The organism is Acinetobacter sp. LMB-5 (genome assembly GCF_001541635.1).
Lineage (GTDB): Bacteria > Pseudomonadota > Gammaproteobacteria > Pseudomonadales > Moraxellaceae > Acinetobacter > Acinetobacter pittii.
This window is the reverse complement of record NZ_LRDR01000013.1, coordinates 1-12,696: the sequence shown is the minus strand read 5'-3', so window position 1 is coordinate 12,696 and position 12,696 is coordinate 1. Positions and strand designations below refer to the sequence as shown.

At 39.4% G+C, this 12,696-nt stretch carries 12 protein-coding genes and 4 tRNA genes; all 16 read left to right on the top strand.

Annotated elements, in window-relative coordinates:
- Positions 1–48 precede the first annotated feature (48 nt).
- Positions 49–966 (top strand): hydroxymethylbilane synthase, encoded by a 918-nt coding sequence (hemC, locus tag AW165_RS15925; RefSeq protein ID WP_060466410.1) that lies wholly within the window; start codon positions 49–51, stop codon positions 964–966.
- 3 nt (positions 967–969) lie between these two features.
- Positions 970–1,737, top strand: coding sequence for a uroporphyrinogen-III synthase (locus tag AW165_RS15920; RefSeq protein WP_060466381.1), 768 nt, complete (start codon positions 970–972; stop codon positions 1,735–1,737).
- A gap of 8 nt (positions 1,738–1,745) precedes the next feature.
- Positions 1,746–2,588 carry a hypothetical protein gene (locus AW165_RS15915; RefSeq protein WP_060466380.1) on the top strand — a complete coding sequence of 281 codons (843 nt, stop codon included), beginning with the start codon at positions 1,746–1,748 and terminating at the stop codon, positions 2,586–2,588.
- Positions 2,589–2,597: 9 nt separating this feature from the next.
- Positions 2,598–3,791 (top strand): hypothetical protein, encoded by a 1,194-nt coding sequence (locus tag AW165_RS15910; RefSeq protein WP_060466379.1) that lies wholly within the window; start codon positions 2,598–2,600, stop codon positions 3,789–3,791.
- Between the two features lie 7 nt (positions 3,792–3,798).
- Positions 3,799–4,239: an acyl-CoA thioesterase gene (locus AW165_RS15905; RefSeq protein ID WP_017400180.1), complete on the top strand. Its 441-nt coding sequence runs from the start codon at positions 3,799–3,801 to the stop codon at positions 4,237–4,239.
- A 194-nt stretch (positions 4,240–4,433) separates the two neighbouring features.
- Complete coding sequence (locus AW165_RS15900) at positions 4,434–4,760, top strand: H-NS family nucleoid-associated regulatory protein (protein ID WP_000801427.1); 327 nt, start codon at positions 4,434–4,436, stop codon at positions 4,758–4,760.
- A 335-nt stretch (positions 4,761–5,095) separates the two neighbouring features.
- Positions 5,096–5,839 carry a type II secretion system protein N gene (gspN, locus tag AW165_RS15895; RefSeq protein WP_002121195.1) on the top strand — a complete coding sequence of 248 codons (744 nt, stop codon included), beginning with the start codon at positions 5,096–5,098 and terminating at the stop codon, positions 5,837–5,839.
- Entirely contained in the window at positions 5,839–6,675 is an 837-nt protein-coding gene (locus AW165_RS15890) for a type II secretion system protein N (RefSeq protein ID WP_017400181.1), read from the top strand. Before gspN ends, AW165_RS15890 begins: the two co-directional genes overlap by 1 nt.
- A gap of 41 nt (positions 6,676–6,716) precedes the next feature.
- Positions 6,717–8,993: a type II secretion system secretin GspD gene (gene gspD / locus AW165_RS15885; protein WP_060466378.1), complete on the top strand. Its 2,277-nt coding sequence runs from the start codon at positions 6,717–6,719 to the stop codon at positions 8,991–8,993.
- 40 nt (positions 8,994–9,033) lie between these two features.
- Positions 9,034–9,660 carry an FHA domain-containing protein gene (locus AW165_RS15880; RefSeq protein ID WP_042783292.1) on the top strand — a complete coding sequence of 209 codons (627 nt, stop codon included), beginning with the start codon at positions 9,034–9,036 and terminating at the stop codon, positions 9,658–9,660.
- A gap of 66 nt (positions 9,661–9,726) precedes the next feature.
- Entirely contained in the window at positions 9,727–10,395 is a 669-nt protein-coding gene (locus AW165_RS15875; protein WP_060466377.1) for a phosphoglycolate phosphatase, read from the top strand.
- 108 nt (positions 10,396–10,503) lie between these two features.
- On the top strand, positions 10,504–11,997 hold the full coding sequence (gene trpE / locus AW165_RS15870) for an anthranilate synthase component I (RefSeq protein WP_032005869.1): 1,494 nt from the start codon (positions 10,504–10,506) through the stop codon (positions 11,995–11,997).
- 98 nt (positions 11,998–12,095) lie between these two features.
- Positions 12,096–12,171: transfer RNA gene (locus AW165_RS15865), tRNA-Thr, on the top strand.
- 54 nt (positions 12,172–12,225) lie between these two features.
- A tRNA-Tyr gene (locus AW165_RS15860) sits at positions 12,226–12,309 on the top strand.
- A gap of 37 nt (positions 12,310–12,346) precedes the next feature.
- Positions 12,347–12,422, top strand: a tRNA-Gly gene (locus AW165_RS15855).
- 13 nt (positions 12,423–12,435) lie between these two features.
- Positions 12,436–12,510, top strand: a tRNA-Thr gene (locus AW165_RS15850).
- Positions 12,511–12,696 lie beyond the last annotated feature (186 nt).

The following is a 12,696-nucleotide window of genomic DNA, read 5'->3' as shown; positions in this document are numbered from 1 at the left end:
TCAAGTTAAGTTTAGGGTGTATTGTTTGACCAGCCCATGCTTGAATTTATGAAAACCTTGAAAATTGCTACACGACAAAGCCCACTTGCTCTTTGGCAGGCAGAACATATTCGTGCCCGTTTACAGGAGCTTCACCCTGATTTAACGGTGGAACTGGTTAAATTTGTCACGCAGGGCGATAAAATTTTAGATACGCCTTTAGCAAAAATTGGGGGCAAAGGGCTGTTCGTTAAAGAGTTGGAAGCAGCACTTTTAGATGGGCGTGCGGACTTAGCTGTACATTCAATGAAAGATGTCCCAATGGCTTTGCCTGAAGGTTTAATTTTAGCAGTAATTTGTGAGCGTGAAGATCCGTTAGATGCTTTTGTTTCAAATCGTTTTGAAACATTCGCTGATTTACCACAAGGTGCAAAAGTCGGTACATCAAGCTTGCGTCGAAAATCTCAGATTTTAAAACAACGTCCTGATTTGCAAATTATTGACTTGCGTGGAAATGTTGGCACACGTTTGGCGAAGCTAGATGAAGGTCAATACGATGCGATTATTCTGGCCAGTGCCGGTTTGAAGCGTTTAGGGTTGTCGGAACGTATCCGTCATTGTTTAAGACCAGATATTAGTTTGCCTGCTGTGGGACAAGGTGCATTGGGTTTAGAGTGCCGTGCAGCTGACCAAGATGTATTGGCTTTAATTCAACCTTTATTACACGAAGAAACAGATGTTTGTGTACGTGCTGAACGTGCATTTAATGCCTATCTTGAAGGTGGTTGTCAGGTCCCAATTGCAGGTTATGCCACACTGCAAAATGGTCAAATCCATATCGAAGGTCGTGTTGGAAGCCCTGATGGCCAAACATTATTACGTGCTGAACTGACAGATGAAGCCAATAATGCTCAGCAATTGGGTGAAAACCTTGCTCGAAACTTACTTGATCAAGGTGCTGGCGAGCTATTAAAGGCCCTCTACTAAACCATGCTGTTTATTAATACTCGACCTGATTCGCGTGCAGCTGAATTAACAGAAGGTTTGCAAAATGAAGGTTATCAGGTTGAGTCTTTACCTCTTTTAGAGCTCGTTGCAAAACCCTTTTCTGAATACCTACTTCAGCTTTACCAACAATTAATTAAGGCGCAAGCCATTGTTGTCGTCAGCCCAACCGCTGTTAAAGTGGGTATGGAGTATTTAGTAAAAAGCGGTTTAAAAATTAGCGACTTAAAACATATTCAGTGGATTGCGGTAGGGCAAGCAACAGCCAATTGTCTAAACGAATATGGAATAGAAGCACATATCCCAGATGTTGAAACTTCTGAGGGGATGTTGAACCTACCTATTCTGCACAATATGCAACAGACGGGTAGTGTGGCTTTTTGGCGGGGAGAAGGTGGACGCCAATTTATGATGGAGACCTTGCAACAACAAGGAATTCAGATTTTAAATTTTGTTCTATATCATCGGCAGTGCCCAGAAGCTTCATATTCTACATTCAAACATCTGACACAGAATTCAAATTATAATTTAAATAAATGGCTCGTCTTAATTACCAGTGAAGCGAGCTGGAAATATTGGTTAGAGCTTTGTTCAAAAAATAATGTACAACCTGATGGTGTATATCTGGTTTTAGGACCTCGTCTTTTTCAAATTGTTAAAGAGTATCGCGATCAGCAACAGGCTCATTTTCACATTATTCAACTTGAAAATTTATCGCCTTCGGGGATGATTCATCACATTCAGGCATTATAAGGATTCGTATGAGAAAACTTGTTTCTATCATCATTTTACTGGGCGTAGCTTGGTTGGCTAAGCTCAGTTACGATATGTGGCAAATTTCTCGTACTGTTCCCGAGCTTAAACAAAGTCTGCTGCAATCCGAACAGCACTATGCCAATTTAAATGATCAATTGGTTGCTTTACAGCGACAGTTGCAGAATCAACCCGTAAGTACAGGGAATAAAACCAATTCAGTAGTTCAACCGGAAGCTCCACCGACAGGTATTGCACCTACAGTTTTAATTAAACAAAAGTTAGATTTAATTCAATTTGCGATTGATCAGCAGCAGTTGATTTATGCAGTTGATCAATTAAATCAGTTACAGCAATCGCTTGTACACTATGAAATTGCTCCTGCATTGCAGCATAGCTTGAATCAATCGCTCGAGCAGGATAAACAGGCAGTTCAACAGTTTACTTTGGCTCAAAATCAACGCCATCAATTAATCGATGATTTATTACAGAACATTGATAAGAATATTCAGCAAGCCTTAGCCCAGCCTAAACTTGAAATGGATCAATCCGAGACTGTGTCTTGGTGGAAAAAGTGGTTCCGTATAGAAAAAGTAGAAACGCCGTCTATTAATTTAATGAGTCGAAGTGTGGTGCTTAAAGAAGTGCAATTAAGATTGTTAATTGCCGAACAGGCACTCAATCAAGGAAAAATGACTGAGTATCAAAATGAGTTGCAATCTGTGATGCAAAAGTTAGATGAAATGCCTGATGCAACCAGTCAGCAGTTAAAAAAACGTATTGCTAAAGTGGCACATTTATCTGTGGTGCCAGTTCCTAAACTCTCTACACTTGGGCTAATCGGCTCATAAGGAGGATATATGAAACACCTCCTGTGGGTTTATTTCGTAATCAGCTTAATACTCTTTGCCGCTTTAGCTTTATTGAGTTATGGCTATGGAATGGGGTATGTCTATATTTACTGGCGACAATTGCAGCTGCAAACAAATGTCTGGGGATTAACTCTTACTTTTGTAGTGATGAGTTTTATTGCTCAACTCTTATGGCTGTGGATTAAACGTTATTCATCTCGTGAACAAAGAAAAAGTGAAAACATCTTCCAGTTTAAAAACCTTCATCCCTATGAACAATTAGGTATTGTTTGGTTATTAGAAGCGGCTGAAGATCAACGTGTATTTATTGAGCGTGTTTTTACTCAATCAGGGCTTTTAAAAAATATTATCGATGCCAAGTTTCTGGTTTTAAGTGGTGACTATCCAAAAGCATTGGCTGCTCTCGATCAATCACCACCGATGGCATTTGAATTGGCAGAGTTACAACGAATTGAAATCTTTTTAGCCGAAAATGAAGCCGATCGTGCATTAACTCATCTCGAATTTTTATACCAACATCAATTATCACCTTGGTTACAAGAAATAGAAACTGCTTACCAGCAAAGATTAACGGCTTTATGGGGGCAATTAGCGCTGCAACATCCATGGGTATATTTACGTTCCATGAAATACGGTTTGCTAGATGCAGAACACCGTGATTTATGGTTACAGCAGCTTCTTCAGCAATTTGACCAAGCGTCTATCGATGACTTACATGCCTTGCAGCAACGTTATTTGGATTTAGAGTCTGAAATACAAACTCGACCTTATAGCAGTAAGTTGTTATGGCTAAAACTATTAGCACGTATGCCAGATATGAGCATGCAGCATGCGGCCTTAACACTACATTTGTTAAAAGAGCAGTTTGACCCAGAAGTGTTTTATCTATGGTTTCAGCAGCAGTTGCTTAAACAAGTTCCAGACTATGCCGATGTTGAAGAAAAAATTATTCAATTTGAAAATCAATATATGAATTTGCCAGTTTTAACCTTTGCAAAATGGCATGTCTATATGGCAACTGGACGTCAAACAGAAGCTGAAACATTATTATCATTATATCCAGATAATATTTTAATGAGCTATTTACGTATTAAGTCTACGCTTAAAGAAGATGATGTGTTAATCAAACAGTTAAATCTAATCTTTGAAAATGATGCAAATTTTTTAAAGTTTAAAATATGAGGTAAAAATGAAAGAACTGTCTGTCTACCCAGTAATATATGAACAGAAAGTAGCGTGGGGAGATATGGACGCTTTTGGTCATGTCAATAATGTACAGTATTATCGATATATTGAAAGCTCACGTATTTTATATATGGAAGCAATCAATATATTAACCCCACATTTATATACCGTTGTTGCTTCAAGTCAGTGTAAATATTTAAAGCCTGTTTTTTATCCTGACATATTGAAAGTTGGTGTTCGTGTGGAAGAGCTCCGTAATAGCGCATTCCGTATGGCTTATATATTGTGGAGTGAAACCCAACAACAAATAGTCGCTACTGGTGAAGCTGTTATGGTATGCGTAGATAAATTAACAGAACGAAAATGTGAAATACCACAGGAAATAAAACAAAAAATTATTGAGCTAGAAAAATCAGTTGGGCATGACTTAATACATTTATCTTAAATAAATATTAATAAAATATATTTCATTTATAATTGGTAATGTAATTAAAAGGTAATTTTTTTGGTTATTCTGATGAACATGGCTTTCAAACTATTGCTTATTGAATAGATTATAAATAATATTGGTCTTGATTTTATGTTTTTAAATTTTGTCTGTATTATTTTGAATTGTCTGTAAGACTGGAGTATTTATTAATGAAACCGGATATCAGTGAATTATCTGTTGAAGAGTTAAAACGCTTACAAGAAGAAGCAGAAGCTTTAATTGCAAGTAAAAAAGATCAAGCAATCGAAGATGCTTATAATCAAATTATCGAGATTGCTGAAAATGTAGGTTTCAGTGTTGAACAGCTTCTTGAGTTTGGTGCTCAAAAACGTAAGAAAACAACTCGTAAATCTGTTGAGCCTCGTTACCGCAACAAAAACAATGCTGAAGAGACTTGGACTGGTCGCGGTAAACAACCACGCTGGTTAGTTGCTGAAATTGAAAAAGGCGCAAAACTTGAAGATTTCTTAATCTAATCAAATTGCCATTTTTAAAAGCCAAGCAAATTTGCTTGGCTTTTTTATTTGATAAAAATATCTCAAAATTTTGCTATAAATATTATTTAAAAAATTGAGTGTTTAAATTGCTCTTTAAATGAATTGTTGAGATCAAATGTGCATTTAGTTCATTGAGCGTCAAGTTTTCATGATTTTGTCATACGTTCAACTTATAGTCTTAATACCGAAGCCAAGCCCGATTGCTTGGTTTTTTTATATGAAGTGAATTGGCGATGTTGAAAAAGTATGCATAATGTCAGACTAGGGAGCTACTCTCAAAATAAGGACGATAATTTGCATGTTGGTAAGGCTGAATGAAGAAAAAGTCTAAGCAATGGAAGTGGTGGTTTTTTGCCCTCATTGCATTTTTAATTTTTATTATTTTACAGATCCCGGCGACGTGGCTTATTTCTAAATTTTCAAAGAATAATCAAACTCTACACAATGTAAGTGGAAATATCTGGCAAGGCCAAGCAGATTGGCGGCGTGGTACTTTGAGAGGCTCGATTCATTGGAAAACTAGACCTCTAGACCTGTTTTTATTAAGGTTCGCTGCTGATGTAGATATCCATAGTGGAAATACCCAATTAGCTGGGGTAATGGGCTATGGTGTGGGGAAAAAAGTAATTGTAAAGGCTATGAATGGTCAGGTTGCACCTGAAACATTAAAACAAATTGTGAATTGGCAATGGCCTGCGAACAGCATCCAGCTGAAAGATATTGAGTTTAATTATAAGAAAGAGCAGGGGTTCGCAGCAGTTGATGGTCAATTACATTGGGGTGGTGGTGCTTTAATTTATAATATCGGTGATCGTCAAGACCGTATGAATATGCCTTCTTTAAATGGGCAATTAACGGATCAGAATGGACAATTACAAGTTGATATACGTGATCAACGCAGTCAAAAAATGGCGAATCTTTTATTAGATGCCAACATGATGCTTGATGTACAGCTTACCCAAAGGTTATTACTTAATATCCCATCTTATGATGGAAAAGCTGGTTTAGATACGTTTGTCATTAGTTCTCGTCAACCCTTAATACAAGGGGGTAACTAATGAAAGTATGGATTGAAAAATTACAGCAATTACAGTGGCAAAAATTAGATCGGTTAAGTGTAGTTGTGTTTGCCTTTTTGGTTTTATGGTTGTGTTGGAAATTAGCATCACTATTTTGGTGGGTAATTGCCCCTCCTCAAATGATGCAATTTGATCGAGTCGAGTTAGGATCACAGCAGCCGCAAATTCCTAACATTAGTACTTTTTCGCTTTTTAATGAACCTTCAGCCAATGCGGCTCAGGAAAATGTCAACCTAGAATTACAAGGCGTAATGCTGGGCTATCCGAACCGTTTTTCTTCGGCTGTTATTAAGCTAGATAATATTGCTGACCGATATCGGGTGGGAGAAACAATAGGTTCTACCTCTTATCAGTTGGCAGAAGTTTATTGGGATCACGTGATATTACGTCAAGGTAATGGAAGTACTCGTGAACTCCAATTCAAAGGTTTGCCAAACGGGTTATATCAACCTATGACGCCAGATGCTTCACAGCCAACTGCTACTGCGCCTCAAGCATCGGCACCTGTTAATACGACTCAAGAGGCGTTAGGGCAGGCCATTCAGCAAATGCAAGGCAACCGTGAACAATATCTACGTGACATGGGCGTTAGTGGGAACTCTGGTGAGGGTTTTGAAGTTACAGAACGTACACCCACTGCGCTTCGAAATAAGTTAGGTTTAAGGCCGGGTGATCGGATTGTTTCTTTAAACGGTCAAACGGTTGGGCAGGGACAAACGGATGTGCAGTTACTTGAACAGGCTCGCCGAGCTGGGCAAGTGAAAATAGAAATAAAACGTGGTGATCAAGTGATGACCATACAACAAAATTTTTAGTGATAACACGTCACCATAAGAGTTAGGAATTATCGCAAGTTATGGCTTTATTGAATCATCAACGTCCACTTTGGGCATTACTTGCAGCAGCCCCATTGATTGCGACAGTGAGCAGCAGCGTCTATGCCCAAACATGGAAGATCAATTTACGTGATGCTGACTTAACTGCTTTTATTAATGAAGTGGCAGACATTACGGGTAAAAACTTTGCAGTAGATCCACGAGTGCGTGGTAACGTCACAGTAATATCGAATAAACCCCTCAATAAAAATGAAGTTTACGACCTATTCCTTGGGGTCTTAAATGTGAATGGGGTAGTGGCAATTCCTTCGGGTAACACCATTAAGCTGGTTCCAGATAGCAATGTTAAAAATTCGGGAATTCCTTACGACTCGCGAAATAAATTGCGTGGTGATCAGATTGTTACCCGAGTCATTTGGCTTGAAAATACCAATCCTAATGATTTAATTCCAGCACTTCGTCCATTAATGCCGCAATTTGCACATATGGCTGCAATTGCAGGGACTAATGCACTGATTGTTTCGGACCGTGCGGCAAATATTTATCAACTTGAAAATATTATTCGTAATTTAGATGGTACTGGCCAGAATGATATTGAGGCAATAGGCCTCCAATCGAGCCAAGCGGAAGAAATTATTACTCAACTTGAGGCGATGAGTGCTACGGGAGCATCTAAAGATTTTAATGGTGCACGTATCCGTATTATTGCAGACAATCGAACCAATCGTATTTTAGTTAAGGGCGATCCTGAAACGCGTAAGCGCATTCGCCACATGATTGAAATGCTGGATGTGCCTTCGGCTGATCGCTTGGGGGGCTTAAAAGTTTTTCGCTTGAAATATGCAAGTGCAAAAAATTTATCTGAAATTTTGCAAGGCCTCGTAACAGGACAAGCTGTTTCTTCGTCAAATAGTAATAACAGTTCTTCTAATTCATCGAATCCGATCAATAATTTGATGGGTAATAACCAGAATTCTAGTTCAAATACCTCTGGTTCAAATGGTAGCTCAATTTCTACGCCATCTATTAATCTAAACGGTAATTCGAACAATAATAATCAGAACAGTATCTCTAGCTTTAACCAAAATGGTGTGAGCATTATTGCGGATAATGCCCAAAACTCGTTAGTGGTTAAGGCAGATCCTCAATTAATGCGCGAAATTGAATCTGCTATTCAGCAGCTTGATGTTCGCCGTCAGCAAGTTCTGATTGAAGCTGCAATTATCGAAGTGTCAGGAGATGATGCAGATCAACTTGGTATTCAATGGGCACTGGGTGATTTATCTAGTGGAATTGGTTTACTTAGCTTTAGTAATGTAGGTGCTAGTTTATCTTCTATTGCTGCTGGTTATTTATCGGGTGGTTCGGCTGGGGCAGCATCAGCTATCGCTGGTGGCGCTAATAAAGGTAATGGGGCAACCTTGGCTCTGGGTAATTTTGAGAATTCCCGTAAGGCTTATGGTGCATTAATTCAAGCACTTAAAACGAATACCAAATCAAATTTGCTTTCGACACCATCCATTGTGACGATGGATAATGAAGAGGCGTATATTGTTGTCGGTCAGAACGTTCCCTTTGTAACAGGATCGGTCACTACAAACAGTACGGGTATCAACCCATATACCACGGTTGAGCGTAAAGATGTGGGTGTGACATTAAAAGTCGTTCCACATATCGGTGAAGGTGGTACAGTTCGTCTGGAAGTAGAACAAGAAGTCTCTGCTGTTCAAGACAGTCGTGGACAAGCAGCTGACTTGGTGACAAGTAAACGTGCCATTAAAACTGCTGTTTTGGCTGAACATGGACAGACAGTAGTGCTTGGTGGTTTGGTGTCGGATGACACGTCACTTTCAAGACAAGGTATACCTGGGTTAAGTAGTATTCCCTATGTTGGGCGTTTGTTCCGATCAGATAATAGAAGCAATGTAAAACGTAACCTTCTTGTTTTTATCCACCCAACAATTGTGGGTGATGCAAATGATGTGCGCCGTTTGTCTCAGCAGCGCTATAGCCAGCTTTATAGCTTGCAATTGGCTATGGATAAAAACGGCAATTTTGCAAAACTGCCTGAGCAGGTTGATGATGTCTACAATCAAAAGATGACACCACCTAGTATTGCCTCTCAGCCGAAAAACTATCAACAGGTTCCTTCAGGTGGAAAAACCTCGACGGTAACTACACCTGTAGCCGTAGAGCCAGCAGTGCAAAAGCAAACTTTACAGTTACCTGATCCTGAAGTTAATCGTACTAAAAATACAGTAACAACAACGACACTGCGCCCAAGCACAGCACAGTAGTAGCATGTTATGATTGATAAAAAATGAATAGGACATACGCATGACTTGGAAACTACAAGCAATTACTGGTGAAATTACTGGCCAAGAAATTAATGTTGATCGTGATATGTTGGTAGGGCGTCATCAAGATGCTGATGTTTTGTTACAAGCTGCTGAAATTTCACGTCGCCATGCTGCATTGCTTCTAAAAGATCAAGCGCTATGGGTGCAAGACCTTAATTCATCCAATGGCACATTTGTGAACGATATTCGTATTGAGCAAGAAAAGCAGCTACATGATGGTGATATTGTTCAGTTTGCTAGTTTTAAATTTTCTGTATTGGCTCCTGCACAGAAAATCACGGAATTACCTGAAATTGAAGCTGAGCCTGTACATACAACCTCATCTCCAGATTTAAGCGATCAAGGAATGCCGAGCCTTGCAGAGCGTGCCGCAGAAGTAGAAGTTCGTCGCGATGGTATGCCGCAGAATATTTCTATTCCAAAGCCTGCACCTATTCCAGAGGGTGTAGATATTAATGCACAACAGCAAACACCTATCGCTTTTGATGAACCGGTTTCTCGTGTTGCTGAAGAAAAAGAGCAACAAAAGAATGCCTCAGTTGGTTTAATCACTATTATTATTTTAGTAATTTTAGCTGTATTGGCATGGTTATTCTTTAAATAATCCGTTGCTGCTTTTACAATCAAGGCATGCTAAACGCATGCCTTTTTAATTTTGAGTAGAAAAAAGATGTCTGTTGCACAACTAAGTAAGCGCGATTTAATTTTATTTGATCTAGATGGGACGTTGGTTGATTCTGCTGCTGATTTGTATCGGTCTATGAATTTAAGTTTAGAGGCGCTAAGTTGGCCATTGGTAACAGAAGTCCAAATACGAGAATGGGTGGGTAAAGGAGCTTCAAAACTCTGTGAAAGTGTTCTGCTTCATGTTTTTGGAAAATTAGATCCTGAACAACATAAAGTCTTATTACAAAAATTTATTGATATATATAGTGTAGAACTCTGTGTAAATACTCAAATTTATCCTGGTGTAACCGAGTTTTTAAAGCATTGTAAAAATTTGAACATACAAATGGCATGCGTTACCAATAAGCCCGTACAACTTGCCCAAGATTTGCTTGATGCTTTACAGCTCTCTCCATATTTTCAAGTCGTACTTGGTGGGGATAGCTTACCGGAGAGAAAGCCTCATCCATTGCCATTATTGCATTGCATGCAAAGCCTAAAAATATCTGCTTCACAATCATTAATGATTGGCGATTCAAGTAATGATATTGAGGCTGCGCGTCGTGCTGGAATTGATTGTATTGTGGTTAGCTATGGCTATAATCATGGAGAAAATATCTATGATTGCCAACCTCAGCAAGTTGTTGATAGTCTTGCTGAGTTAATTATCTAATGAATGAAATGGAGATCAGAATGAATAAGCGTATGGTTTTTCGATGGCGTGTCTAAACCGAATCTAGAAAAACACACTTTTAAATCGAAACCATATTAGAGAAAATTCATGACAACATTAGCGCAATTTGAGCAACTCAAGGCTGCTGGTTACAATACGATTCCAGTTTATCGCCAACGCTTAGCAGACACAGAAACTCCTTTATCTGTTTTTGCTCGTTTTAAAGACCACACCCAAGCTTATTTATTTGAGTCAGTCGAAGGTGGCGAAAATTGGGCGCGCTATTCTATGATTGGTTTAGGTGAGTCGACGGTTTTCTCATGTAATGCAGGTGTTCTGTCTATACAACATGCTGATGGCTCAATTACACAACAAGATTGCCAAGACCCATTTCAGTATATTCGTGAATTTCAGAAGCAATTTAAAGTGCCATCTGCTGAGCTTTTGCCAAACTTACCGAGTTTTACGGGTGGATTAGTTGGTTATTTGGGCTACGACGCAGTCCGTTATATCGAGCCACGTTTAAAGAATGTTCCTACAGCTGACCCAATTACATTGCCAGATTTATGGTTAATGCTATCAAAGACAGTCATAGTCTTTGATAATCTTAAAGATACTCTATTTTTAATTGTTCATGCGGATACAGAGCAGAGTAATGCTTATGAAGACGCTCAGCAAAAATTAGATCAATTAGAGCAATTGTTAGCTACACCAGTAAGTCTGCAAGCTAAGCCACATACACCTCCACATTTTGAGTCAATTACTGGTAAAGCGAAATTCTTAGAAACAGTCGAAAAAGTTAAAGAATATATACGTGCTGGTGATGTGATGCAGGTTGTTCCGGGACAGCGTATGGTCTCTGATTTCGATGGGGAGGCTTTACAGGTTTATCGTGCTTTACGTCATTTGAACCCATCGCCTTATTTATTCTTGGTACAAGGGCAAACGATTACTGATAAAAAGCCATTCCATATTGTAGGGTCATCGCCAGAAATTCTTTCTCGTTTAGAAAATGGTATTGCGACAGTGCGCCCTCTTGCAGGTACCAGACCACGTGGAAAAACTAAAGAAGAAGATCTTGCTTTAGAAAAAGACTTACTTTCTGATGAAAAAGAAATCGCAGAGCATTTAATGTTGATTGACCTTGGTCGAAATGACGTTGGGCGAGTTTCTAAAATTGGCAAGGTCCAAGTGACTGATCAAATGGTGATTGAGCGCTATTCGCATGTCATGCACATTGTCTCAAATGTACAAGGTGAAGTTCGTGATGATATCGATGCACTAGATGTATTCAAAGCAACTTTCCCTGCAGGTACTTTATCGGGTGCACCAAAAATCCGTGCAATGGAAATTATTGATGAAGTTGAGCCTGTGAAAAGAGGTGTCTTTGGCGGGGCAGTGGGATATTTAGGATGGCACGGCGAAATGGATATGTCGATTGCAATCCGTACTTGTGTTATTCGAGATAAAAAGGTCTATGTACAGGCTGGAGCAGGCTTGGTAGCGGACTCAAATCCTGAATCTGAATGGAATGAAACGCAAATAAAAGCTCGCGCAGTGATCAAAGCGGTTGAATTATCATCAAACGGATTGATTTTATGAGTTTTTAGCGGTTTTTTTAAAAAAACCGCTTGCATCGTTTGGAAGTTTTGCTAAACTGCACACCGTTCCGATACGAAACGTACGAAACACTAAGAAGAGCCGGCATAGCTCAGTTGGTAGAGCAACTGACTTGTAATCAGTAGGTCCACAGTTCGAATCCGTGTGCCGGCACCATCTTAAGGGTGTGTAGTTGTGAAGTAAAGAACAACACTGAAATAAGTGTGATATGGTGAGATTCCCGAGCGGTCAAAGGGGGCGGACTGTAACTCCGCTACGAAAGTTTCGAAGGTTCGAATCCTTCTCTCACCACCATTAACTTCGATTGAAGTGGTATATATACCAACACAGTGCGGGAGTAGCTCAGTTGGTAGAGCGGCAGCCTTCCAAGCTGCATGTCGCGAGTTCGATCCTCGTCTCCCGCTCCATCGAAGGATAATCGCTCTTATAGCTCAGTGGTAGAGCACTCCCTTGGTAAGGGAGAGGTCTCGAGTTCAAATCTCGATAAGAGCTCCAGATACAGTTTAGTAGATTTTCTACAAAGATTTAAAAAGCAGGCTTATTAGTCTGCTTTTCAAGTATTGGGTGTTTGATTTTTTAGGCGATATGTCGATGCTGAGTTTTTGCTCAGAATTGTGTTCGACGTAAACGAGGACTATAAACATGGCTAAGGCTAAGTTTGAACGTAATAAGCCACACGTA

What these genes read in the sequence shown, in the direction of transcription:
- gspN (WP_002121195.1), top strand. Translation starts at nt 5,096, where the DNA reads ATGAAGAAAAAGTCTAAGCAATGGAAGTGGTGGTTTTTTGCCCTCATT.
- AW165_RS15910 (WP_060466379.1), top strand. Translation starts at nt 2,598, where the DNA reads ATGAAACACCTCCTGTGGGTTTATTTCGTAATCAGCTTAATACTCTTT.
- AW165_RS15920 (WP_060466381.1), top strand. Translation starts at nt 970, where the DNA reads ATGCTGTTTATTAATACTCGACCTGATTCGCGTGCAGCTGAATTAACA.
- trpE (WP_032005869.1), top strand. Translation starts at nt 10,504, where the DNA reads ATGACAACATTAGCGCAATTTGAGCAACTCAAGGCTGCTGGTTACAAT.
- AW165_RS15915 (WP_060466380.1), top strand. Translation starts at nt 1,746, where the DNA reads ATGAGAAAACTTGTTTCTATCATCATTTTACTGGGCGTAGCTTGGTTG.
- AW165_RS15875 (WP_060466377.1), top strand. Translation starts at nt 9,727, where the DNA reads ATGTCTGTTGCACAACTAAGTAAGCGCGATTTAATTTTATTTGATCTA.
- AW165_RS15880 (WP_042783292.1), top strand. Translation starts at nt 9,034, where the DNA reads ATGACTTGGAAACTACAAGCAATTACTGGTGAAATTACTGGCCAAGAA.
- hemC (WP_060466410.1), top strand. Translation starts at nt 49, where the DNA reads ATGAAAACCTTGAAAATTGCTACACGACAAAGCCCACTTGCTCTTTGG.
- AW165_RS15905 (WP_017400180.1), top strand. Translation starts at nt 3,799, where the DNA reads ATGAAAGAACTGTCTGTCTACCCAGTAATATATGAACAGAAAGTAGCG.
- gspD (WP_060466378.1), top strand. Translation starts at nt 6,717, where the DNA reads ATGGCTTTATTGAATCATCAACGTCCACTTTGGGCATTACTTGCAGCA.
- AW165_RS15900 (WP_000801427.1), top strand. Translation starts at nt 4,434, where the DNA reads ATGAAACCGGATATCAGTGAATTATCTGTTGAAGAGTTAAAACGCTTA.
- AW165_RS15890 (WP_017400181.1), top strand. Translation starts at nt 5,839, where the DNA reads ATGAAAGTATGGATTGAAAAATTACAGCAATTACAGTGGCAAAAATTA.